17 protein-coding genes and 1 tRNA gene are annotated in these 24,584 nt (G+C 32.1%); 10 read left to right on the top strand and 8 right to left on the bottom strand.

All coding sequences use genetic code 11. From position 1 onward, the window contains the following. Positions 1-92: 92 nt before the first annotated feature. The 3 genes from ACFFGA_RS06610 to ACFFGA_RS06600 all read right to left on the bottom strand — a co-directional run bounded on the left by ACFFGA_RS06610 (position 93) and on the right by ACFFGA_RS06600 (position 2,311). A complete protein-coding gene (locus ACFFGA_RS06610; protein WP_386061457.1) occupies positions 93-1,124 on the bottom strand; it encodes a M28 family metallopeptidase in 1,032 nt (343 codons plus the stop codon). A gap of 68 nt (positions 1,125-1,192) precedes the next feature. Next, positions 1,193-1,528, bottom strand: a complete 336-nt coding sequence (locus ACFFGA_RS06605; RefSeq protein ID WP_386061454.1) for an FUSC family protein — start codon at positions 1,526-1,528, stop codon at positions 1,193-1,195. A gap of 3 nt (positions 1,529-1,531) precedes the next feature. Next, positions 1,532-2,311: a DUF3108 domain-containing protein gene (locus ACFFGA_RS06600; protein ID WP_386061452.1), complete on the bottom strand. Its 780-nt coding sequence runs from the start codon at positions 2,309-2,311 to the stop codon at positions 1,532-1,534. Positions 2,312-2,485: 174 nt separating this feature from the next. Here ACFFGA_RS06600 and ACFFGA_RS06595 point away from each other — a divergent pair. Continuing rightward, positions 2,486-2,570, top strand: a tRNA-Ser gene (locus ACFFGA_RS06595). A gap of 68 nt (positions 2,571-2,638) precedes the next feature. Here ACFFGA_RS06595 and ACFFGA_RS06590 read toward each other — a convergent pair. Both ACFFGA_RS06590 and ACFFGA_RS06585 read right to left on the bottom strand, forming a co-directional pair. Then, entirely contained in the window at positions 2,639-3,754 is a 1,116-nt protein-coding gene (locus ACFFGA_RS06590) for a glycosyltransferase family 9 protein (protein ID WP_386061449.1), read from the bottom strand. A gap of 6 nt (positions 3,755-3,760) precedes the next feature. Continuing rightward, on the bottom strand, positions 3,761-4,573 hold the full coding sequence (locus ACFFGA_RS06585; protein ID WP_386061447.1) for a phosphatase PAP2 family protein: 813 nt from the start codon (positions 4,571-4,573) through the stop codon (positions 3,761-3,763). A 207-nt stretch (positions 4,574-4,780) separates the two neighbouring features. Between ACFFGA_RS06585 and ACFFGA_RS06580 the strand changes: the two genes are divergently transcribed. The 5 genes from ACFFGA_RS06580 (at position 4,781) to ACFFGA_RS06560 (ending at position 11,441) form a co-directional block, all read left to right on the top strand. After that, on the top strand, positions 4,781-5,302 hold the full coding sequence (locus tag ACFFGA_RS06580) for an RNA polymerase sigma factor (RefSeq protein WP_386061444.1): 522 nt from the start codon (positions 4,781-4,783) through the stop codon (positions 5,300-5,302). Between the two features lie 48 nt (positions 5,303-5,350). After that, on the top strand, positions 5,351-6,256 hold the full coding sequence (locus ACFFGA_RS06575) for a FecR family protein (RefSeq protein WP_386061441.1): 906 nt from the start codon (positions 5,351-5,353) through the stop codon (positions 6,254-6,256). A 39-nt stretch (positions 6,257-6,295) separates the two neighbouring features. Then, positions 6,296-8,857, top strand: a complete 2,562-nt coding sequence (locus ACFFGA_RS06570) for a FecR domain-containing protein (protein ID WP_386061439.1) — start codon at positions 6,296-6,298, stop codon at positions 8,855-8,857. A gap of 271 nt (positions 8,858-9,128) precedes the next feature. Next, positions 9,129-10,310, top strand: coding sequence for an acyl-CoA dehydrogenase family protein (locus ACFFGA_RS06565; protein WP_386061436.1), 1,182 nt, complete (start codon positions 9,129-9,131; stop codon positions 10,308-10,310). 84 nt (positions 10,311-10,394) lie between these two features. After that, positions 10,395-11,441 (top strand): GNAT family N-acetyltransferase, encoded by a 1,047-nt coding sequence (locus ACFFGA_RS06560; protein ID WP_386061433.1) that lies wholly within the window; start codon positions 10,395-10,397, stop codon positions 11,439-11,441. 57 nt (positions 11,442-11,498) lie between these two features. Here the strand turns inward: ACFFGA_RS06560 and ACFFGA_RS06555 are convergent, their stop codons facing one another. The 3 genes from ACFFGA_RS06555 to ACFFGA_RS06545 all read right to left on the bottom strand — a co-directional run bounded on the left by ACFFGA_RS06555 (position 11,499) and on the right by ACFFGA_RS06545 (position 14,807). After that, positions 11,499-13,658: a xanthine dehydrogenase family protein molybdopterin-binding subunit gene (locus ACFFGA_RS06555; protein ID WP_386061430.1), complete on the bottom strand. Its 2,160-nt coding sequence runs from the start codon at positions 13,656-13,658 to the stop codon at positions 11,499-11,501. An 11-nt stretch (positions 13,659-13,669) separates the two neighbouring features. Then, the gene (locus ACFFGA_RS06550; protein ID WP_386061427.1) at positions 13,670-14,131 is read right to left on the bottom strand and encodes a (2Fe-2S)-binding protein; all 462 of its coding nucleotides are present in this window, start codon (positions 14,129-14,131) and stop codon (positions 13,670-13,672) included. A gap of 91 nt (positions 14,132-14,222) precedes the next feature. Beyond that, positions 14,223-14,807 carry a nucleotidyltransferase family protein gene (locus tag ACFFGA_RS06545; RefSeq protein WP_386061425.1) on the bottom strand — a complete coding sequence of 195 codons (585 nt, stop codon included), beginning with the start codon at positions 14,805-14,807 and terminating at the stop codon, positions 14,223-14,225. Positions 14,808-14,894: 87 nt separating this feature from the next. On the opposite strand from ACFFGA_RS06545, the gene ACFFGA_RS06540 reads away from it, so the two are divergent. From ACFFGA_RS06540 to ACFFGA_RS06525, 4 genes are all read left to right on the top strand, one after another. Beyond that, on the top strand, positions 14,895-15,524 hold the full coding sequence (locus ACFFGA_RS06540) for an NAD(P)H-dependent oxidoreductase (protein WP_386061422.1): 630 nt from the start codon (positions 14,895-14,897) through the stop codon (positions 15,522-15,524). Positions 15,525-15,596: 72 nt separating this feature from the next. Continuing rightward, positions 15,597-16,790 carry a DegT/DnrJ/EryC1/StrS family aminotransferase gene (locus ACFFGA_RS06535; RefSeq protein ID WP_386061419.1) on the top strand — a complete coding sequence of 398 codons (1,194 nt, stop codon included), beginning with the start codon at positions 15,597-15,599 and terminating at the stop codon, positions 16,788-16,790. A gap of 17 nt (positions 16,791-16,807) precedes the next feature. Continuing rightward, positions 16,808-20,566, top strand: a complete 3,759-nt coding sequence (locus tag ACFFGA_RS06530) for a DUF3857 domain-containing protein (RefSeq protein WP_386061417.1) — start codon at positions 16,808-16,810, stop codon at positions 20,564-20,566. Positions 20,567-20,622: 56 nt separating this feature from the next. Next, positions 20,623-24,528 carry a hybrid sensor histidine kinase/response regulator transcription factor gene (locus ACFFGA_RS06525; RefSeq protein ID WP_386061414.1) on the top strand — a complete coding sequence of 1,302 codons (3,906 nt, stop codon included), beginning with the start codon at positions 20,623-20,625 and terminating at the stop codon, positions 24,526-24,528. Positions 24,529-24,584: the final 56 nt, after the last annotated feature.

Genomic DNA, 24,584 nt, shown 5'->3' with positions numbered 1-24,584 from the left:
AGGTGATTGATATTAAACTAAATAGAGGTTAAAATTACAAAAATAGCATAGGGCAGTCGTTTGCACTGAATTTCTTTTAACAAACTTTAACATTAGATAATTTCAACGTTTAAGCGGTCTGGTGAATTTGCTAAATACCAAGCTGTGGCAAAGATAAGTTTTGCGCGTTTTGTTAACAGAGGATAATTAATTTTGTCTGGAGTGTCTGTTGGTTTTGTATAATCATCGTGCTCTCCATTAAAAAAGAAAACAACAGGTACACCTTTTAATGCAAAATTATAATGGTCGGATCTGTAATAATAACGGTTAGTATCTCTTTCGTCATTGTATCTATAGTCTAGATCAATATTTACAAATTCTGAATTTGCTTTCTGAACAATAAAATCGAGTTCAGTACTTGCTCTATCAGCTCCAATGATGTAGATATAGTTGTCACCTTCCTCATGACCTTTATCAATACGACCAATCATATCAATATTAAGAGTGGCTACAGTATTTTCAATTGGGAAAATAGGATTTTCAGTATAATAACGAGAACCATGAAGTCCAACTTCTTCAGCAGTAACATGTAAAAACACAATACTTCGTTTAGGTCTATTACCTTCGTCAGCTGCTTTTTTAAAAGCTTCAGCCATTTCTAAAACTGCGGCTGTACCAGAGCCATTGTCGTCTGCACCTGGATAAATTTCTCCATTAATAACTCCTTCATGATCAGAATGCGCAGTGATAAAGACATATTCGTCTGGAAATTCGGATCCTTCTATATAAGAAATGATGTTTTGTGACTCATTTAAATTATTAGGCAATACGTCTTTCGGAACTTTTTGGTAATAATTAGGATGAGATTCAGGAGCTTTGATGCCGTGAGATTTGTAATAATTCCTAATATAGTTGCAAACTTGGTTATGACCTTCTTCTCCTGTCATTCGTCCATTGTATTTATTTGAAGATACTTCTTCGACATGGACCTTTAATTCTTCAGGTTTTATGGTATTTAGATACTTATCTACAACAATTGTATTGTCATAATTAATGCTGCTTTTTAGATTTTCTATTTTTTCGCTATGTCTAATAGTTGAACAAGACCCAACAAGGATAAGAGCAGATGCCACTAATACTTTCATGTAACTGATTGATTTGCGTAAAAGTAAGATAAAATAATGAAATGTTTTCTTACGTTCAGTTTGTAATTTTAAAAATCTTCATCAATTTCAATATCCTCCAGAATTTCTTTAGAATCTTCAAGATTTTTTTTGTCGCGCTCTTCTAGTTGTTCAGTATCACCGACTTCAGAGGTATAATAGATACTTTTGTATATAGTTAGACCTAAAGCTATAATCAACAAAAGAAATATATACTGTATGGTTTTAGTTTTGACATTATCTTTTTTGGAAAGGAAGAGTATGACCAATCCGCTTATAAAACCAACAACAATCGGAAAAACAGCTAAATTAGAAAGTGGTGTAACTGCGAGAATTACAGCTATGATTGCTGCAATAAAACCAAGAATTATAAATAGCTTTTTCATTTTTTAATTTTTTAATCCAGTTGCAGATTTAATTTTTAATTCACCATTACCAACTGGAATCTTAAACTTTGCATATACAGGTACTTTGTTAGCATCTGCGGTAAGCCATAAGAGATTATCGTTGTTGCCTTTTAATATATCACTACCTTTTATCGATATTGATAGTTTATAACATTCCTTGTTTCCTATTTCGGTAGCAATGGTTTCTTTTCCGATATATTTTAAGGTTATAACAGTTTCTTTATTGTCAAATAAAACCGTAAAGTTCTGCTGGTCACCAACACTTGCTTTATGTATATCTAAATTTCTGATATAATATAAGGTACTTACCAAATCTTTTGTTGAAGCTCCTATTTTCACAGTTTTATTTTCGTCCCAAAAGTTACCTTCTCTATTTTTTTTACGTTTAAGACTCTTAACTAAATGGGTTTTATGGTTGTATTTGTATTGCATAAATTTATAGTAACCACCTTCACTAATATCTCTTTTGTAGAGGTAAGGAGTGAGTGTTTTTGGGTTAACATAGCTTTCGTACAAATCTCTTATTTTAAAAAAATTGTCCCATTTTTTAAAAGTTGTTGCAGTACACTTTAAACGTAACAATGTACTTTTTGAAGTTTTAACTTCGCTAGTTTCCATTTTTACTTGTGCTATATCTGTTAATATACCAGACATATTATAGGATGCCGTGTAAACTAGGCTTTCACCTGCAGCTATTGTATTGTTTTGTGCAATACCATTAATACCAATCAAGGCTAAAAAGAGTAGAATATAATATTTCATAAAGATTGATTTGTGATAATAACGTTATCTTCAACATATATTGTGCCGAAAATACAATGCTAATTTAAATGTTGCTAATTTTTGGTTTTAAATCTGCGTATTGAAATTTATAAAAAAAACTAGAAAAAAACCTTTGCCTACAAGAAAAAGGATTTTATATTTGCATCCGCTAAAGGAGAAATGGCAGAGTGGTCGAATGCGGCAGTCTTGAAAACTGTTGAGGGTCACACCTCCGGGGGTTCGAATCCCTCTTTCTCCGCAAAAGAAACCCTTGTAATCAAATGATTTTCAAGGGTTTTTTTATTTTAACTATGTTCTTTCGTAACTTTATATATAATATTCACTTAAAGTTAATGTACTCTTTTTCTTCTTATCAAGAATTTTGTCAATTTCGGTGATGCATTCACTAATAGTGGTTTTATTAGTGTGTAAAGCAATACTACCATTTCCATAAGGCATATATTTTGCAGTTTTTGTTACTGAGAATAATCCAACAGTAGTTGTTTTAGCAGCACTTGCTAAATGCATTATTCCACTGTCTGCTCCTATAAACAATGTTGTATTAGCTATCACTGATGCTATTTCACGAATATCCTTACTATAAAATGATTGAGCTGCAAAATCAATTTGCGATATATTCTCAATAGGAAGTATTTCAATAATATTATAATCTTTATGGCTAGCCTTTAATTGAGTATAGAACTCATTCCACCATGTTTTTGAATAGCATTTTTTCCCAGTTGCATAAGTAAATATGCTAATGGTTTTTTTATCATTCTGTACAATTTTATCTAAGATGTTTTTGCCTTTTATGAGTTCATTGTTTGTTAATTTTAAATCAAGTTGAGCAATGGACTTGTTGTTGCGTTTTAATCCTATTCTACTAAGGTAATCCCTTAGGTTATAAATTGGATTTTTTGCCATATGCTTACTCTCAGCTGTTTTTAAATCATCAATTTCGCCAAATACTTTGTATTTTGAATTAGAGATACTTGTAAGTAACCGTCCAGAGGAAGAATCTTTTGTAGCATTAACAACCAGATCATATTTAAAGGTCTTTACTTTAACCCAGATATAACAATATTTTATTATTTCGCTAAAGGGTTTTCTTGGTAGGAGAATAAAATTTTTAATGTTACTATACTTACAAAAAACTATAGGTGCTAACTTACCTTTCGCTAATAAATCTATTTCGCAATCTGGAAATTCTTGTACCACTTCTTTAACTAATGGAGTCGTTAGTAGTAAATTTCCTAACCTATGATTTGGTCTAATAATCAATATTTTCTTTATCTCTGGTTTTGTATTTGTGTTTATAACTGTCTTAAATTGAGATTTTCCTACGTTCTTCGTTAAAGCTCCCATTATTTTTCTTCTATATTTATTGATATATCTAGAAAAATCTACTCTTTTTTTATTGGTTTTAAGCGGTTTTGTCTCCATAGCGGCTTAAAATTTTATGGCTAATCCTAGTCCAATTGATTCAGAATCAATCATGGGCATTAAATTAATATTTTCCTTGACTTCAAATGGGTTCCAATCAAATAGATAATCAAAATGATACACCAGTTTGGTTATGGTAATCCCTAATGCTGCGCCAAATAACACATCCGAAAGCCAATGCGCATTGTTTGCCATTCTTAAATATGCTGTACTTGAAGCGAATACATAGCCACTGTACGCCAGTATAGGACTAGAGTCCTTAAATTCTTCATAAAGCACTGTTGCAGATGCAAATGCGGCTGATGTATGACCAGATGGAAACGAATTGTTATTCCGTAAGTTGGGCCTTGGTTTAGATATTGTACCTTTCAAAATATTGGTGGTGTACTTGGTAAGCAATAAAGACAAAGCCAAATTTCTAGTTTGTGCAAACCAGTGATTTTTAGCCTCTACACCCAATAAATCAGCTGTGTACATTTGTAAAACAGGAACATATCGCGTGTAGTTGTCTAATGTGGTACTATAATTATTATTCAGATTTTTCTGTAATTTGTTTTGAAGACGTATTTCAAAATCACTATGTGTAAATAAAAATGCAGCACCAGTAAGGGTTGTTGGTACAATAAACTTTTTCTTTAGAAAAAAGGTTTCATTGTTAACCCTCTCAATAGTGTCGTTTTGGGATGATAAATTAATTGTAAATAAAAGGGCAAATACTATGGAGTAAATTTTCATAGCTCTAAAAGCTATAGAGTTAATCATGCTTGTTTTTCTAAATAATGAATTCTCTTGTGTTTTCATTTCTGTCTGTTGTGCCATTTTTTTTAAAATTTGGTGTGAAGTAATTATTCAGAATAGGCGTAGATATTTAGATTATGTTTTTTGTGTTTAATTAGACTGATGCAGATTTAGTTAATGATTCCACATTCGCTCTTACTACTATTACAGGCAAAAAAGACTTCACCCTATTTTTTAATGAGATATTTTAATTCTTTGAGTATTTTTGAAGTCTCATTGAGGAAAAAGATGCCAAAAAAAGAGCCTTCTGTTTGCGAAGAAAAAATCTATAACGAATTATTTCGAAAGTACTACGCACTTGCAACCAAGTACATCTATTATAAGTGTGGTAATCTTAATCAAGCGGAGGATATTGTTCAGAATGTATTTGTTAAGATTTGGAAGTTTTGTGCCACTATTATATACTCAAAAGCCAAGTCTTATATTTTTTCTGCTTGTAATAATTCGTTTTTGAATGAAGTAGAGCATAAAAAAGTGGTCTTAAAACATCAAAAGACTATTACAGAAAACACAAATTATGAAAGCCCTGATTTTTTAATAGAAGTTGATGAGTTTAGAGTTAAGCTTAAAGAAGCAATTAACACATTAAACCCTAAAGAGCGAGAAGTTTTTTTGCTAAGTAGGGTTGAAGATAAAACCTATAGAGAAATTGCAGAAATAACTGGGCTAACAGTTAAAGCTATTGAACGCAGAATGAGTAAAGCGTTAAAAGAATTACGCGAAATATTAGGAAAACATATTAAGATATAATAGGGTGGAACCTTTTTTTACTGTCTTATTATTAGAAGCTTATAAGTTATGATGGAAAATTACGATACAGATGAAACATTTTTGGCACGTTGGATAGCTGGTGAGCTTTCTGAAGAGGAGCTTATAGCGTTTAAAAAGACTGAAGCCTACAAGCAATATAAACTCATCAATGAAGAATCTCGACAATTAAGTGGTCCTGATATTGATGTTGAAGCTGCTTTGCAAAGCGTAAAACAAAAATTAGAACCTAAACCTTCAAAACCTAAAACTATTCGTCTTTGGCAAACAATAAGTGCTGCTGCAATATTAATTATTTCTCTAGGGCTGTTTCTAAATTCCTCAAAGACTATTAGTAATGGTATTGGAGAAACACAAACAATTGTTTTAGAAGATGGTTCAGAGGTAAACTTAAACGCCAATTCTAGTGTGGTTTTTAAACGTTTCTTTTGGTCAAATGACAAAACAGTAAACCTAACAGGTGAAGCTTATTTCACCGTGACGAAAGGAGATGGTTTTAAAGTAGAAACTTCAAAAGGAACCGTTAAGGTTTTAGGGACAGAATTTAATATCAAGGATAGAACAAATTTTGAACTAAAATGTTACGAAGGTAAAGTTGAATTTTCTCAAAATAATAAGCAATTACCTTCTAGAATATTGACTAGAGGAATGCAAATTAGCATAGAAAATAGTGATGTTAAGGATGTTACATTTAATGAAGATGAACCTTCATGGAAAAAAGGTTTTTCAAAATTTGAAGAGCAACCTCTATACTTAGTGCTTGAGGAATTAACGCAATATTTTGATGTTACTTTTAACACCAAAAACGTTAATGTAGATCGGTTGTTTTCAGGAAGTTTTGATCATAAAAACATAGATATTGCATTAAAGGCAACTTTAGTGCCAATGGGAATAAAATACAAATTAGAACAAAACGTTTATATACTTTCAGAATAAGATATTATATTTAAATTGTCTTAATTTATAAAGTAATTTATGAAGTATGTTATTTTCCTTAGTCTATTATTTACAATAGCAATAGGAAATGCCCAAAAACGACAGAGTTATAATTATAATAATACAAGCTTAAATGAGGTAATTAAACAAGTTGAAACGCAATACAACATCTGCTTTTCTTTTGCAATAGACCTTATTCAAAATAAAAAAATAACCTTAAATGTTGAGGATATTGACCTCAATGAATTGCTCGATATTTTAGAGTCTCAAACCAGTTTAAGTTTTGAGAAAATATCTAATAACCAAATCATTGTCGCTCCCAAAAACACCGATAATAAAATCTGTGGATATGTTTTAGATAAAGATTCAAAACTACCGATTCCATATGCTATAATAAATTCATCCACAGGCGAAAACACTTTTACAGACTCCAAAGGGTTTTTCTCTATTAACAAAACGGAAGACAATATCTATAAAATTAATAACCAAGGTTATGTATCTATAGATTTTTTGGGCAAAGAGACTTGTCAACAAGTCTTTTTAACAGCTAGTAATGAATTGCTTGATGCTGTAGTTATATCAGGTTATGTAACCTCTGGAATAGATAGAAAAAAAGATGGGTCAATAGATGTTACCAGCAATTCGTTAGGCATATTACCAGGTCTTGTAACTCCAGATTTACTTCAAAGTATCCAATTAATCCCTGGAATAAACAGTTTAAATGAATCTGTCTCTGGAATTCAAATTAGAGGTGGCTCACCAGACCAAAACCTTATTTTATTTGATAATATAAAACTCTTTAATACGGGTCATTTTTATGGCATGTTTTCTACACTTAACCCTTATGCAACCCAGAGTGCCAACATTTTTAAATCTGGTACAAGCGCTGTTTATGGTGATCGGGTTTCTGGTATTATAGATATTTCTTCAGGTGAAGACATACCTAGTAAAACTAAAAGTGGTTTAGGTTTTGATGGCATAAGCGTTGATGGGTATATTAAAACTCCATTATCAGATAAACTTGCAGTTTATTTGTTTGCAAGGCGCTCGTATGGTGATGTGGTAAGAAGCCCAACTTATGATAGTTATGCTGAAAAAATATTCAGAAATTTTGGTATTGTGCGAGATATTAATGGTGATATCATTAACGTTCCAAACGATGATGAATACACAGTAGATACGAGCTCTGATGATTTCTCATTTCACGACATCAGCTCTAAAGTTATTTTTGCTCCAAATGACAACAATAAATTTGTTTTAAGTAGCTTATATACCAGAAATGAATTGGATTTTGAATTTAGCGATGATGGTGAAACTAAAGATGATGAAGTAGCTACTGAAAACATAGGTTTTAGTTTCAAATGGAAACACATAAGTTCTGAAACCAATAGTGAAGAAGCAACTCTTTATTTTTCAAGATATAATTCTAAGTACATCACTGAAGAATTTATTGAAGGAGCGTTAGACGAAACAAATATTAGAAATAACTTTATAACTGATATTGGGTTGAATATAAAATCGCATAGGAATATAGGTAAGAGACAGTTTTTAACTTTTGGCTATCAAATTTCAAATAGTATAGTAGATATTAATGTTTATAGTTTTGAACCATCTGAGCCTGAAGATAACCTGAATATAAAAGACAGAGACAAAAATCTTAAAAATGCATTATTTGCGGAGTATAACTACAATGCAAAAAACTCTAGTGTCATAGGTTTTGGATTAAGAGCTGTACACTATAGTAGCTTAGGAGATGTATATATTGAGCCTAGAATAAATGCCGAATACGCTTTAAGTGAAACATTACGAATAAAAGCAAGTATAGAAAGGCGTCATCAACCTATTGCTCAAATTGTAGAATTTGACCAAGGTGAGTTGCGACTAGATAATAATACTTGGCGACTATCTAATAAAACAGATTATCCATTACTGCGAAGTGATCAAATATCTACAGGTTTGTTGTACGACAATAATAGTTGGACAATAGATGTTGATGCTTACCTTAAAAAGCTAGATGGTTTAACGTCCTATACTGACGGTTTTAGCACTCCTCAACTTCAATTAACCAAGGGAAAAAGTTCAATAAAAGGAATTGATATTTTACTAAAAAAACGCGTTAATAATTACCGTATTTGGGCTGGATATACTTTTAATGAAATAAGATTTAAATTTCCTAGCATTCAAGATGGTTATTTTCCAGGCAATAATGATATAACACATAGCTTCAGAATTTCAAATACCGTGACACTTAATGATTTTGAATTATCATTGGGTTGGCAATACAGAACAGGTGAACCTTATACACCTATTAAAAACTTTGATTCAGAAACAACTTTAGTAGAATTTGGTGATATTAATAGTGTCCGTTTAAAGGATTATCATCGCTTAGACGCTTCTGCTATTTATAACTTTAAAATAAATAAAACTAAAAATTGGAAAGCTCAAATAGGTGTTTCTGCCTTGAATGTTTATAATAGAAAAACACCTATTTCTATTGTGTACAGGTCAGAAGATGAAGGTTCAGGCTTAGAATTACAACAAGTCATACAACGTTTCTCATTAGGATTCACACCAAATATTTCCTTTAGGCTATTTTTTTAAAACAAAAATGAATCAAAATAGTCTAATTTAATAATCTAATCTAAATGGGCAATAATTCCTATAAAGTTAGCTTCAGTTTCACAGATAATCAATTTTTTTAGCATTTAAACCATTAATTATGAAGTGCTTCGGTATATAATAATATATTTCAACTCGTTAAAGCCCTGAACTAAGTAAAGCATATTATATTTTGCTTTCGACTTTAGCTATTTTTTTAAAATTCTATCTAACTTTGATGACTATATTTATCATCGATTTAATATTGTAACCTATGCACAAATCACCATTTTTAGAAAAAACAAAAACTTTACCTACAGATGCAGCCAAGGAAATTCATTCTACGGCTATTTCCCATCGTTTTGAAACTGAAGAATTAAGAAGACTTGCTCCAAAAGTTGTGGAACAACTTGCTGCTTCTGGATTATTTAGAATGGGACTACCAAAATTTCTTGGTGGTTGGGAAGATGACCCAGTAGAAGTATTAAAAGCCTATGAAGAACTCAGTAGTTCTGAAGCTGCTATTGGTTGGAGCGTATGGAATAATCATTTAGCTTGTACTTTTGGTCGTTATCTAGACGAAGAAAGTATGCGAGAGATTTATAAAGATACATCTCATGTTTATGCAAACTCAGCACGCCCAGAAGGAGTAGCGGAGATTGTTGAAGGAGGATATAATGTATCTGGAAGATGGACATTAGTATCTGGATGTGAGATTTCAGACTGGTTTGTTTTACGTTGTTTAGTTACAGGTGAAGGCTTACCATCTACATTAGGACCTGGTGCAAAATTAAAATTGTTTTTCATACCTAAAGAAGCTATTGAAATTATTGATACATGGCATGTTGGAGGATTGAAAGGTACAGGTAGCCATGATGTAAAAGTAGAAAATCACTTTGTTAAAGAGGCTTATGCTGTAGATTTTGATAGCCCTGTGGCTATTGACAATGCATATAGTCGTTTACCTATTGGATGTTTAAATTCTGCTGGATGTGCAGCTATTGCTCTTGGTATTCTAAAAGCAGCAACTGATGACCTTGTTAAAATATGTCTGGAAAGAGTTACACCTGGAAAAAATCCTGATTTAAGAGATCGTGATCGCATTCAAAGTGTGGTAGCAAAAAGTATTACAACTTTAAATGCACTTCGTGGACAATTGCATAAATCTGTAGCGGGCATATGGGAAGAATCTAAAAAAGGAAATACATATACAGATATACAACTTGCAGATGTATGGTCTGCTTCTTACGAAGCTGGTACTAATGCTAAAGCTATGGTATCCGAAATTTATGCAGCTGCTGGTACTGTCTCATTATATACTGAAAACAAAATAGAAAGAGCTCACAGAGATATTTTTGCGGTGTTACAACACGGAATTATTCAGCCACATTGGATGAATCAGGCTGGTATGGCTTATCTTGGTTTAAAACCAAATGGAGCAATGTTTAGAATTTAGATTTAACTTGTTAATAATATGATTTAGATTGACTTAACAAATTCATATTTTTTTATAATTTCAATAATACAAATTAGCTATAAAATGATTGAAGCAATAAAAGATAAAGAAGAATGGAAGGAGCAGATAGCATTAGTTGCACATTCAGACTTTTATTATACATACGATTATCATCAACTCTCAGCAAATGATGATGAGCAACCTATACTTATAAAATATTCAGAAGGAGATACTGTAATAGTAATGCCTATGCTATTAAGAGATATAGAAAACTCTAATTATAAAGACCTTACCTCAGTATATGGTTATGCTGGACCATTGGTGCAAAATATTGGTGAAGGTTTTAGTAACGAAAACTTCCAAAATGAGCTAAGTACATTTTTTAATGAAAATAATATAGTCTCAGTTTTTACCAGACTTCATCCTTATATGGACCACCAAGAAATGATTCTTAGTGGATATGGTACAGTGGCTACACATGGTAAAGTTGTTAATATAGATTTAACGGATACCATTGAAAACCAAAGAGCAAAGTTTAATAGAAGACTAAAAACGTATTTAAATAAATCTCGAAGATCATGTACTGTAATAGAAGGAAACATTGATGATCACCTTGATGCTTTTATCAACTTGTACCATGAAAACATGAAAAGAGTTGATGCAAAGGATATTTACTTTTTCTCTGATGAGTATTATCGTGAAATATTATCAAGTAATGAGTATGAATCTGAGTTGTCGTTATGTATTTTTAATGAAACTCAAGAAATTATAGGTGCTTCAATGTTTATGAAAAAAGGTGATATTGTTCAATATCATTTGTCAGGGCTTAGCGAAGATCATTTTGAATTAAACCCTATTAAGCTCATTATTGATGAAATGCGTATCAAATCCACAGAAGAGGGTTATAAGTATTTCAACCTTGGAGGTGGTTTAGGTAGTAGAGAGGATTCACTGTTTAAGTTTAAAAGTGGTTTCTCTAAAGACTTTAGGGAATTTAAAACCTGGAAACATATTGTTAATGAAGAAGCTTATAAAGCTTTAACAAAGGAAAGGCTAGGAGAGGTTGTGGAAACTGATGATACAGGCTTTTTTCCAGCTTATAGATCAAAAAAGATAACTACAGAAGTTTAGTAATTAAAAAAGCCCATTTATAATAAAATGGGCTTTTTATATCTAATTATACATTTATTAAACGCTCAAATCTGTTTTGCGACGCTCTAGTTCTTTAATAAATGGTTGCTTTGTTAAAGATGTTCCGGTTGCTGTTCTTATAGCATTTGCCAATGCACCACCAGCTGGAGGCAATCCTGGTTCACCTAAACCGGTTGGAGATAATTCGTTTTCTACAAAATAGGTTTCTACAATGGGTGTTTCTTTCATTCGGATTAAGCGATATGTATTAAAATTAACATCTTGAGGTTTTCCATTTTCAAAAGAAAAATCTCCGTACATAGCATGGCCAATACCGTCAATCACGCCACCTTCAATCTGGTTTTTTGCCCCAGTTGGGTTTACTACAATACCACAATCTACAGCAACAGTTACTTTTTCAACTTTTGGCTTTCCATTTTTCATAATGATGTCCACCACTTCTGCAACATGAGTATTATGACTATAGTAGGCTGCAAACCCTTGATGAACTCCTGATTTTGGTTTTCCCCAATTACTTTTTTCAGCAGCTAGTTCAATAGTCTCTGTCATTCGTTTTGCTGAATACTCAATGGTAGAATCTTTGCCATCTTCAACATTACTAAGTAAATCTAAACGTAACTGAACAGGATCTATATTCAGCTCTAATGCTAATTCATCAAAGAAACTCTGTTCTGCAAATGCTAAAAAATTAGTGTAAGGCGCGCGCCAAGCACCTGTTGTAATATTGCTTTTGTAATTTCCTGTTTCCACTTTATAATTTGCAATGGCACCAGCAGGAAAGAAATTAGGAATTAAGCCATACATATTAGAATTAATAGCAGCTTCTTTTAGGTGATATCCTGTAACTTTTCCATCTTGTAGTGAAGCTCTAATTTTATATTTTATGGCAGGTCTATAAATACCTGCAGCCATATCATCTTCACGAGAAAAAATTACTTTGACTGGTTGTTTTGTAATGTTTGAAATCTCAGCAGCTTCTAGCGCAAAATCACCATATAAGCGTCTTCCAAAACCACCTCCCATTCGGGTCATTTCTAAGTGAATATCATTTTCATCTCTATTAATTAGGGAAGCAATACGTTTTGCAGTGCCTGCAGGTGTCTGTATTGGACCAACTAGATGCACTTTTTCATTAGTTACATTGGCATAGAAATTCATAGGTTCCATGCAATTATGTGGTAAAAATGGAGACTCATAAACGCGCTCTATAACTTTGTCGGCTTCAGCAAAAGCTTTTTTTACATTGCCATCTTCACGTCGAACATCCAAATTATTGCTATCCAGTATTTTATTTAATTGCTTATCATGGTCAGAAGTACTCTCTAATGAGCCATTATTTATCCATTCAATTTTTAAAGCCTTTTTACCTTTCATAGCTGCCCAAGTATTACTTGCTAGTACAGCTATTTTATCACCAAATTGTATAATATCAGAAACACTAGAAACGGCTTTAGCATCAGTTGCGTCGTAAGAATTTATTTTTTGTCCGAATGCTGGTGGACGCGCAACACAGACATACTTCATACCATCAGTCTTATAATCCAAACCAAATAATGGTTTACCAGTAATGATATTGTCCATATCTACATTAATGGCATCTTTACCTATAATTTTATAATCTTTAGGTTCTTTTAAGGTGACGTTTTCTGGGACTTCCAATTTTGCAGCCTCATTAACAACATCTCCATAATTCAATTCATCACCATTAGCATTTTTTATTATTCCATCTGAAGCTGTACATGTAGAAGCATCAACTCCCCATTTTGCTGCAGCAGCATTAATTAGCATTTGTTTGGCAGATGCACCAGTTTGTCGCAGAGCATCCCAACCAAACCTAATGGACTGACTTCCTCCTGCAACTTGTCTGGTAAAGTTGTTAGTGTCTAAGATACCTTGAGCTACAGAAACATGCTCCCACGGTACATCTAACTCTTCTGCAATTAGCATAGGCATAGATGTTTTTACACCTTGTCCAATCTCTGGGTTTGGAGAAAATATAGTGACATAACCATTATCTGCAATTTTTATAAAAGCATTAAAGTCGTTAAAATTTAATTTTGAAATATCTACAGGTGGCTTCGCTGCTTCCTTACAAGCAGTAAAAAAATTAAATCCTATTAAAAGCCCGCCACTTGCTAGGGCAGAAGTACGGATAAAATCGCGTCTGCTAAAAGTTATTTTTTCTTGTTGTTTCATAATTTTTCAGCTTAAGACATTTTTTTCGCAGCCAATGCTACGGCTTTTTCAATTCGATTATAGCTTGCGCATCTGCAAAGGTTACTATGCATGGCATTTCTTATCTCCTCATTGTTAGGATTTGGATTTTGTTTTAAAAATGAAGAAGCCGTCATTATTTGTCCTGCTTGGCAGTATCCACATTGTGGAACATCGAGTTCTTTCCAAGCTTCTTGCACAGGAGTCAATTTTTCGTCAGCTAACCCTTCAATAGTAGTTATTTCTGAGTCTTCCATTCTCGAAGCAGGAACAGAACAACTTCTCATTGCAATTCCATCGATATGTACAGTGCATGCACCGCATTGACCAATACCACAGCCATATTTTGTGCCTACTAAATTGAGTTCGTCACGAAGTACCCATAAAAGAGGGGTATCGTCGTCTGTGTTTACAGAAACTTTTTTCCCGTTTACCTTTAAATTATAACTTGCCATAGACCTAGTGTATATTCAGCTAAAGTTAAAAAATAATTATGTTAAAACCTCTGATTATTAATTTTTTATGAACAATCATAACCTGAAGAAATTATAGCGATTCTAAAAAATCTTTGTAATCCTTAGGAGTGTCAATATCTTTAAATTCAGTTGTATTTATAGCTATAACTTTTGCTTTCTCAGAATTTAAAAATGTTTTAGCTCCTTTATCACCTTTTAGCTTTAGAAGTTGTTCAAAAGCGGATTTTGGGAAAATAGCAGGAACACCAAATACATTAGAATATTTTGAAGCTATGATGTGTTCAGGATTTTCATCAAAAGCATCCATTAGTTGATTGATATAGCTCGTGTCCAACCGTGGTTGGTCTGCTAACATTATAACGACAGCATCGTAAGATTTGGATTGTATATGTTTAACTCCTTCAATAATGCTGGTGCTTAGACCTTTATTGTAGTTTGGGTTAAGAATAATGTTAACACTTATATCCTTTATGGAGTTTTTAATTTCTTCTGAATTTGCTCCAAGAACTAGATGTACGTTATTTGCTTTAGAGTTCAATGCGTTTTCTAGAGTAAGACCTAAAAGTGTTTTATTACCAACAGGTAAGAGTTGTTTAGGAATTTTCATACGAGAAGAACTTCCGGCAGCAAGAATAAGAATAGCTATATTAGACATTAAAAAGAATTAGGATTATAAAGGTATTCAAAATAAATTGTACTAAAATTCAAATGCTTATTCCTTATTTTTGTAAAAAACGAGAACATGTCGATAATAGATAATTTAAAATGGCGCTATGCCACTAAAAAATTTGATGCCTCAAAAAAACTATCAGAAGAGCAATTACAGGTTTTAAAAGAAGCATTTAATCTTACAGCATTGTCTTATGGATTACAAACCTTAAAAATGGTTGTAGTAAAGGATGACGCAGTTAAGGAAAAGTTAGTTGAATTTTCTTATGGACAGCGTCAAGTAGCAGATGCATCCCATTTACTTATACTATGCATACAGAACGAGATTGATGATAAAGATGTTGATGAACACTTTAACCATATAAAAGCAATAAGAAATACACCAGATAGTATTTTAGAACCTTTTAAAAAAGGCATGAAAACCACTATAAATAATATGCCTGTAGATAAGAAGTATAATTGGGCTACACGGCAAGCTTATATTGCTCTAGGTAATTTAATGACAGTTTGTGCTGTGGAAGGTATTGATAGTTGTCCTATGGAAGGTTTTATTCCTGCCAAAATGGACAAAGCCTTACAATTAGATAAGCATGGTTTAAGTTCCGTACTATTATTACCTGTAGGTTTTAGGTCTGAAGATGATTTTTTTGCCGATCTTAAAAAAGTTAGAAAATCCATATCAGATACCATAGTTGAACTTTAAAAACGTTTTTATACATTGTAAAATGTTACGTTTAATGAGTTCATTTTTCAATTTAAAATTATAAAATTATATATGCCAGGATTTGAATTATTTAGTGATTTAGAGCGAAAGGAAGTTAATGATGTTTTAGAAAATGGTGTACTAATGCGCTATGGCTTTGATGGTATGAGAAATGGTCATTGGAAAGCCAGAGAACTTGAAAAAGAACTTGAAAGTCAACTCCAGGTTAAACACGCTCAATTGGTATCTAGTGGAACAGCAGCTGTTTCCGTGGCATTAGCTTCAGCTGGTATTGGTTCTGGTGACGAAGTCATTATGCCAACCTTTACTTTTGTAGCAAGTTTTGAAGCTATTATGATGCTTGGGGCAATTCCTGTTTTAGTAGATATAGATGACACTTTGACTTTAGATCCTGAGAAAGTAAAAGAAGCCATTACAAGTAAAACAAAAGCTATTATGCCAGTACACATGTGTGGTAGTATGGCAAATTTAGATGCCTTGCAATCAATTTGTAAAGCAAATAATTTAGTTTTAATTGAAGATTCATCTCAGGCAACAGGCGCAACTTATAAAGGAAAACCACTTGGAAGTATTGGTGATTTAGGCTGTTTGTCGTTAGATTTTGTTAAGATTATTACAGCTGGAGAAGGTGGTGCTGTTCTCACTAATAATGAAAAATTTTATAGACATGCCGACCATTACAGCGATCACGGACACGATCATGTTGGTAACGATAGAGGAGCAGAATCACATCCATTTTTAGGCTATAATTTTAGGATTTCAGAACTGCATGCAGCAGTTGGCTTAGCGCAATTAAGACGATTGAATGAGTTTGTTGCCAAACAAAAAATACATTATACAATTATTAAAGAAGCGCTTTCTCAAATTCCTGAGGTGAAATTTAGAACAGTACCAGAAGGAGGTGTAGAAAGTTATTCGTTTTTAAATTTCTTTTTGCCAGATTTGGAGTTTGCCAGAAAAGTTTCAAAATCCTTTAAAGACAATAGTATTGATGCTTGTTTTCATTATTACGATAACAGCTGGCATTATATTAGAGAGTGGCAACATCTTAAAGATTTAAAATCGCTTTATCCTATTTCTAAAGAAGTAAAAAATGGGTTAGCATATCTACAAACAAAAACCTTTGAACAGTCAGACAAATATATTGCTCGTAATATTTCTTGCTTAATTAAAATGTCATGGACTGAAGAGGAAGTCATTAACAGAGCCAATAAAATGGCGCAAATCATCAAAACTATTAATTAAATATATCATTTTTACCTATGAAGAAAGTCTATCTCTCCATAGCGGCAATCCTATTTGTTGCTTTTAACTGTTTATCTCAAAATAATTATGAGGATTTTTGGAACAAATTATTATCTAACGATAGAGCAGAAGCAGAAAAGTTAATTAAAAAACAAAAAAACTCTGATTTAGAATGGTTACTTACCAACGAGATATTGAGAAATGAAACGGGTAAAATTATTTCTAGTAAAAACTTTTTAGATGAATTTTTGTCTAAAGATGACTTTGAGTACTATCTGTTTGCGTTTTGGAATAAATCCTATTTGTTTCAGGATTATTTAGACGAAGGGTTTAATAATAAAGTTTTTGAAACTATTGACGAAATTAGTAATCATGGTGTGTCTCATGTGGACTTGCAGGATGCACTACTTTATTTAAAAGCCATAAAAGGAAGACATAAAAACGATTGGGAAGCCTATTATAGTTTTAATGATAAGATTAATAGTGTTAGGCAATGGCAATATTGTGGAAGTTTTGAGAATTTGAATAAAAGTGGCTTGGATAAATTTTATGAAGCCGAAAACAATCCAAGTAACGATGTAACTTTTGATGCGAGAAGCAATGGTTATTTAGGTTGGTACAATGGCACTAATGATAAAGAAGCTTATCAGTTTTTTACCAATCATAACGAGTATGGTTCTGGTGTAAACTATGCACAAACATTTGTAAACTCAGATGTTGATCAGAGAATTTTTATCCGTATGGGAAGTGGTTCTGCGTTTAAGATTTTTTTAAATGATGTTGAAATCTTTAAAAACGACAAAGATGTTTCCACAGATTTAAATGCCTATGGTGTTACTGTAAATTTACCAAAAGGCAATAATAGATTGCTGGTAAAAACGGCAGAAAGTAATTCTACCTCATACTTTTTATTGTCACTTTTTGATGAGAATAAAAAACCATTAGAAAATATAACTATTTCAAGTAATCCTGTTAGTTATAATGCTTCAAGTCTTGAAACTTTAAATCCAGAAGTGCAAGAAAATGATTTCGAAGCTTTTTTTAAAGAAAAAATAGAAGCTAACCCAAATAACTTTCTATATCATTACGCCTTGTATGCTACCTATATTAGAAATTCTAAATACGAAGAAGCAAGAAATGTATTAATGCCACATTACAATAAGTATCCTAAGAGTTCATTTCTTAGAAACGCATTAATTTCAACATATAATTTAGAAAACGATTATACATCAGCTAACGAACTTAGTGAAAATATAGAACGCGACGACCCAGATTATTACCTTCCTATTCTAAACAAGCTTTCAGAATATGGTGAATTAACCAGACTTACCATGGACGAGTTTGATGAATATATTGTAAAGCTAAAAAATGCATTTGATTCAGAACTCATTAAGACAGGAGCTGATTTTATTTCTTATGCAAGAAAAGAAGACATCAACGGTATTAAGAAGACATTAGAAAACCTAAATACACTAGCTGAAGCATATGGTAATGATAAGTTTAGACTTAAGTATGCGCCATTCTATGATCAAATTTTTCAAGATCAAGAAAAAACCATTTCTATTTTAGAGGACATAGTAGAAAATGGATTTAACCTTAGTGCTGAAAACAAACTTGCAAAGTATTACGAAGATAAAAATCAGAAGAAAAAGTCCTTAGCACTTGTTATTAAGAATTATGATGATTTAAATAAAGATAACATATACTTAAAGCGTATAGTCAATAATTACAAACGTTATCAAATGTATAAGGAAGCTTTACCTTATGTAGATGAAATGCTTGTTAATTACCCTTACAGTTTCACAACTATGGAACTAAAAGGTGATATTTTAAAGCAATTAGGTAAAACAAGTGAAGCTTTAGAATATTACGAAAAGGCACTAACTCATAATAGTGGTGATTCACAATTGAGAAATAAAATAAATGACATTTCTAAAAAGGAAAACCTTATTAACGACCTAGTGATTGCGGAAGCATATGACTATATAGAAGAAAATAGAAATAAAATCACTACTAACAACTATGGTTTTAATATTCTAATGGACGATAGCAATATTGAAATTTTTGAAGAAGGAGGTTTCAAATACCGCTATATCTACATTTATGAAGTTACTTCTAACAATGGTGTTGAGACATTTAAAGAATACGATTTAGGACTAGGTGGATCATACAAATTTTTAAAATCAGAGTTAGTTAAACCTAATGGTAATGTTGTTCCGGCTGATAGAAGTGGTTCTAACTTGGTATTTAATGATATTAGTATAGGTGATGTTATATATATAGATTATGAAGGTATCGTTTCTTCGACAGGTAGATTCTACAAAGACATCTCAGATAAGATACAGATGGCGTCTTTTCACCCAATGGTAAAATCTTCTGTAGAGATTTTAGTACCAAAGTCAGTAACCTTACATTACAAGTACATGAATGGTAACTTGGAGCCAGAGATTATAAAAAAGAAAGACCATAACTTATACAAATGGGAAATAAATAATGCCGAAACACTAATGTTTGCAGAAGACTATATGCCAAATTCTGTAGATCATGTTGGTTTTCTTCATTTTAGTACCATTAACGATTGGAATGACATATCCATTTGGTATTCAGATTTAGTAAGATCCAGAATAGAAATAAATACTAAAGTAGAAGAGGAGTTCAATAAGTTATTCCCTAACGGTTACAAACAACTTAGCGAAGACGAACGCGCAAAAATCATTTACAATTATATAACGTCTAATTTCAATTATAGCTATGTAAGTTTTAAGCAAAGTGGATTTATTCCTCAAAAGCCTGCAAAAACTATAAACACAAGTTTAGGTGATTGTAAAGATTTTTCCACATTGTTTGTAACGCTTGCTAAAATGGCAGAATTAAAATCTAATTTGGTTTTGGTTTTAACATCAGATTACGGAAGAAATAACATGGTGTTACCGAGTACTGATTTTAACCATTGTATCGTTAAAGTAATGATAGATGGTAAACCTCAATTTTTAGAGCTTACCAGTAAGTATTTACCATACAAGTCGTTGCCAACAAGTTTACGTGGAGCTACAGCTTTAGAAATCCCATTTGCATCAGAAAATCTTAATAAGACTTATAACTTAATTCATTTAGACAATGTCAATAGGATTACATCTCATATCGTGAACGAAGTGATTTTAAACGTTAATGAAAACAATATGAACCTTGATGTAACAACTGAAGTAAAGGGACATAATGTATCTTATTATAATGAAATTTTTAGCGAACCAAATGCCGAAGTTATTAAGAACAATATAACTGAAGATTATAAAGCAAAGCTTTCTGATGACTTTACGTTAAACGAGATTTCTGAAATTAAAAAGATTGATGATAATGCTGCTGTATCTTTTAAAACAGATCTAACCATAAACAAGAAATTGAGCAGTATTGGTTCTATTAAGATATTACAATTGCCGATTCTCACTCATCCATATGAAAATTCTATAATTCAATTAGAAGAACGAAATTATGAGATTGATTATTTACAATACGAAAATGTAGATGCTTATAAAACACAATATGTCATTGAAATTAAGGAAGGAGAAACTTTTGTAGAAGTACCGGAAAGCAAAAGTTTTAAGTTCAAAAACCATACATATTCTATTACTTATGAAATGCCAAAACCTAATACATTAAAGGTAACGATAGACTGTAAAACTCCATTAGAAAATATTAAGCCAGAGGATTATGCAGCTTATAAAACCTATGTAAAAGGAATTTTAGATGCTGAAGTTGAGTATATTGGTTTTAAATAATTTATTCAATTACCTCATATTTTTTTGATAACTTTAATAGTTGAAATCAACTATTAATGAGGCGAATAAGTTTATATTTTCTCTTATTTTCATTATCTCAATTTTTGCTATCGCAGAATAGTGATGTGCAAGTAGCGTTTAATGAATTGACAGTGGAGCATGGCTTGTCACAAAATAGTGTGGTGAGTATCGCCCAAGATCAAACAGGTTTCATGTGGTTTGCTACTCAAGATGGATTAAACAAGTATGACGGTAAACAATTTACCCACTTCCAATATCAGTTTGAGGATGTTACGCGCAGCACTTATAGTAAATTAGGAAAGGTATATGTAGATAACCAGGATGCGGTTTGGATAATAACCAATTCGGGTGTGCTTCATAAAAAAGAGTCCGCTTCAGATACCTTTGAGACAGTAAAACGTCTAAATGAGGTGAGCACTATGCTTCAGGCTTCAAACAAAGATTATTTTTTTGGAACCTATGGCTCTGGATTATATTATATTTCTGAAACAACAAAAGATACACTTCAGCTATTAAAACCTACTGATAAACATTTATCGACCTACGATTTGTTTGAGTTTAATGATAAGGTATTGGCGGCAACATCAAATGGCATTATCAAAATAGATTCAAAAAAAAATTATCATTTTGTAGATGTACAGGAAGATACAAACTTTAGCTCCTTTACGCATTCCATTAAAAGTAACAAGCTTTTCTTAGGCAGTTACGGAAAAGGTTTATTTGTTTCAGATGGGAATAATATTGACTTTAAGCCATTTGAAGGATTTAACACCGCGACACTACCTAAGGATTTAATCATTCAAGATATTTTGGTTGATAGCACTGATAAATTGTGGGTGGCAACTTATGGAGATGGAGCGTATTTAATAGACTTTCAAAAAGAAACCATTCAGCATTTTATAGCCAACAAAACCAATCCGTATGCTTTGCATTATAACGATGTACTTAGTCTATATGAGGATTTCACAGGCATTGTTTGGCTTGGAACAGATGGGTCTGGTTTGAGTTACTATGATGAGGATTTGGTAAAATTCAATGTACTAACCAATAAACAAGCTCCTAATAACGTGAGTATTGATTTTGTAAGAGCTATTGTTGAAAAAAATGACAGAGTATGGTTGGGAACCTCCAATAAAGGACTTACATCAATAGAATTTAAAACCAATTCCTATACAATGTACACTACAAGCAACTCAAACTTAGCAAGTGATAGAGTAATGAGTTTGCATGCAAATGAAGATGGTTTGTGGGTAGGACATCAAAACAATGGACTTCAAAAATTAGAAGGTCATGATTCATTCAAGTCTTTTGAAGTTACTAAAGGAATGTCTATTTGGAAAATTTATCAAGCGCAAAACAATATGCTTTGGTTGTGTACTTTAAATGGATTGATACTTTTTGATGAGCACAAGGGCATTGTTAAAACATACCATTCCGAAAACTCTATCTTAACTTCAAATGCTATTAGAACTGTTGAGGCTGGTGATGAAAACCAACTTTGGATAGGAACTGAAAGCGAAGGGCTTTACCTATTAAATACCAAATCAGATACTATTCTTGATGTTTCGGATATACAAGACAGAGTTAAATCGCTTTACTATAGTGAAGATATTTTATGGATAGGAACCAATGGAAATGGTTTAAAATCATATAATACAAAAACCAAACACATCAACCATTTTACAACAGAACAAGGTTTAGCTAATAATGTTATTTATGGTATTTTACCTGGTAATAGTAATAACCTTTGGTTAAGTTCCAATAAAGGGTTAACAAGGGTAGCTGTAGATAATGATGTTATAACCGAAATTGAAAACTTTAGTAACTATGATGGTTTGCAAACCAATGAATTCAATACAGGAGCTTATTACAAGGATAGTTATGGAATATTATATTTTGGTGGCTTAGAAGGGTTAAATTGGTTTAATCCTAATCAATTATCCTATAATTCTGATAAGCCAAAAACTGTAATTACAGGATTTGATGTATTTGCTAAACCTTACCCAATGGTACAAAATCATGTGTTTTCGGCCAACCAAAACACAATGACATTTACTTTTTCAGGCTTGCATTATTCTCAACCAGATAGAAATCAATATAAATACCAATTGGTAAATCATGATCCAGACTGGATTTCTTCAGGAAATAACAACAGTGCACATTACACCAACCTTCCACCAGATGATTATACATTTAAGGTGATTTCTAGTAATTATGATGGTGTTTGGAATGAAGAACCAGCAACATATACCTTTACTATTAAAAAACCTTGGTATATAAGTAATGTAGCGTTATTGTGTTACACACTTTTAATTTTAGGGATTGGGATTTGGGTATATAGATACTTAAAATGGAGATGGCACGTAAAAATGCAATTAGAGTTTGAGCATCAAGAAACCGAACGATTAAAAAAACTTGATGAATTTAAAACCAAGTTATATACCAATATTTCCCACGAATTTAGAACACCATTAACCCTCATTACAGGTCCTGTAGAAAAGCAACTGTCTAAACCCGAACTTTCAAAGCAAGACAAAAAAGAGTTGCTGATGGTACAAGAGAACTCAAAACGTTTGCTGAACTTGGTAAATCAAATGTTAGATCTTTCAAAATTAGAAACAGGACATTTTAAGCTTTCTGTAAAACAAGGAAATTTAGGCGTATTGCTAAAGCAACTGGCTGAAGCATTTCAGTATAAAGCAAAACAAAACAATATTCAATTTCAGTATAAAATTCAGGAATTAAAACAAGTATGGTTTGATAGTGATATTATTGAAAAAATTGTAAGCAACTTATTATCTAACGCAGTAAAATATACACCTAGTTCAGGAGAAATTCTATTTGAAGCATCCCAAAACAATGGTCAATTGGTGATGAGTTTTATAAATAATGGAAACACTATACCCAATGAACAATTAGGAAAGTTATTTCAACGCTATTATCAGAATCAAAAAAGTACTGATGGAGTAGGTATTGGTTTATCACTGGTTAAGGAACTCGCAATCTTATCGCATGGAAATATTGTAGCTAACACAATAGATTCAGATGATATCCAATTTACGGTCACATTACCAATAGAACGTTCATTCTACAGCTCATCAGAAATTATTGAAGGTGATTTTCAAACAACTACAAAGGAAGTTAAGCTTAAGGATGATACAGAACATTCAACTTCTAAAAATAAGGGTAAACCACTATTATTAATTGTTGAGGATGAAAAAGAGATCAATGATTTTATAAACTCAATTTTTAATAAGGACTATCAAATAAAGCAGGTTTTTAATGGAGAGGAAGGGATAAAATTTGCATTAGAGTCTATACCAGACATTATAATTACAGATGTAATGATGCCAAAGCTAAACGGAATTGAACTTTGCGACCAATTAAAGCAAGATGCAAGAACGAGCCATATTCCAATAGTGATGCTAACGGCAAAAGCAGGAGATACCAATGAAATAGAAGGATTTAAGTCTGGTGCTGATGCTTATTTAACTAAGCCTTTTAATACCGAAAAGCTCAAACTTATTGTAATAAAACAATTAGAACTTAGAGAAAAACTAAAACATCACTACGGAAGAACATTGAGTATTGAACCGAGTTTAAAAATTAATTCTGCCGAAAATCAATTTCTCGAAAGGTTAAAGACAGTTTTAGACAAAAATATTGTAAATCCGGATTTTAATAGCACTCAATTCTGTAAAGAAATGCAAATGAGCCGTACACAACTTCATCGCAAGCTCAATGCGTTATTTGGTGTAAGTACTTCTGAATTTATAAGAACCCAACGCCTTAAGTTGGCTAAAGAATTATTGAAAAAATCTGATGGTACCATTGCAGAAATTGGTTATCAAGTAGGATTTAATACACCATCGTATTTCAATAAATGCTTTAGGGAGAAATTTGGCTGCACGCCAAATGAGTATGCTTTAAAACACTCATAAACACTACATTTTCAGTTCTGTAACATATGTTCTATACTTTGGAACATACGTGGTGT

The organism is Winogradskyella pulchriflava, from assembly GCF_042434315.1.
Lineage (GTDB): Bacteria > Bacteroidota > Bacteroidia > Flavobacteriales > Flavobacteriaceae > Winogradskyella > Winogradskyella pulchriflava.
This window is presented reverse-complemented; position numbering and strand designations above follow the sequence as displayed.

What these genes read in the sequence shown, in the direction of transcription:
- ACFFGA_RS06610 (WP_386061457.1), bottom strand. Translation starts at nt 1,124, where the DNA reads ATGAAAGTATTAGTGGCATCTGCTCTTATCCTTGTTGGGTCTTGTTCA.
- ACFFGA_RS06605 (WP_386061454.1), bottom strand. Translation starts at nt 1,528, where the DNA reads ATGAAAAAGCTATTTATAATTCTTGGTTTTATTGCAGCAATCATAGCT.
- ACFFGA_RS06600 (WP_386061452.1), bottom strand. Translation starts at nt 2,311, where the DNA reads ATGAAATATTATATTCTACTCTTTTTAGCCTTGATTGGTATTAATGGT.
- ACFFGA_RS06590 (WP_386061449.1), bottom strand. Translation starts at nt 3,754, where the DNA reads ATGGAGACAAAACCGCTTAAAACCAATAAAAAAAGAGTAGATTTTTCT.
- ACFFGA_RS06585 (WP_386061447.1), bottom strand. Translation starts at nt 4,573, where the DNA reads ATGGCACAACAGACAGAAATGAAAACACAAGAGAATTCATTATTTAGA.
- ACFFGA_RS06580 (WP_386061444.1), top strand. Translation starts at nt 4,781, where the DNA reads ATGCCAAAAAAAGAGCCTTCTGTTTGCGAAGAAAAAATCTATAACGAA.
- ACFFGA_RS06575 (WP_386061441.1), top strand. Translation starts at nt 5,351, where the DNA reads ATGATGGAAAATTACGATACAGATGAAACATTTTTGGCACGTTGGATA.
- ACFFGA_RS06570 (WP_386061439.1), top strand. Translation starts at nt 6,296, where the DNA reads ATGAAGTATGTTATTTTCCTTAGTCTATTATTTACAATAGCAATAGGA.
- ACFFGA_RS06565 (WP_386061436.1), top strand. Translation starts at nt 9,129, where the DNA reads ATGCACAAATCACCATTTTTAGAAAAAACAAAAACTTTACCTACAGAT.
- ACFFGA_RS06560 (WP_386061433.1), top strand. Translation starts at nt 10,395, where the DNA reads ATGATTGAAGCAATAAAAGATAAAGAAGAATGGAAGGAGCAGATAGCA.
- ACFFGA_RS06555 (WP_386061430.1), bottom strand. Translation starts at nt 13,658, where the DNA reads ATGAAACAACAAGAAAAAATAACTTTTAGCAGACGCGATTTTATCCGT.
- ACFFGA_RS06550 (WP_386061427.1), bottom strand. Translation starts at nt 14,131, where the DNA reads ATGGCAAGTTATAATTTAAAGGTAAACGGGAAAAAAGTTTCTGTAAAC.
- ACFFGA_RS06545 (WP_386061425.1), bottom strand. Translation starts at nt 14,807, where the DNA reads ATGTCTAATATAGCTATTCTTATTCTTGCTGCCGGAAGTTCTTCTCGT.
- ACFFGA_RS06540 (WP_386061422.1), top strand. Translation starts at nt 14,895, where the DNA reads ATGTCGATAATAGATAATTTAAAATGGCGCTATGCCACTAAAAAATTT.
- ACFFGA_RS06535 (WP_386061419.1), top strand. Translation starts at nt 15,597, where the DNA reads ATGCCAGGATTTGAATTATTTAGTGATTTAGAGCGAAAGGAAGTTAAT.
- ACFFGA_RS06530 (WP_386061417.1), top strand. Translation starts at nt 16,808, where the DNA reads ATGAAGAAAGTCTATCTCTCCATAGCGGCAATCCTATTTGTTGCTTTT.
- ACFFGA_RS06525 (WP_386061414.1), top strand. Translation starts at nt 20,623, where the DNA reads ATGAGGCGAATAAGTTTATATTTTCTCTTATTTTCATTATCTCAATTT.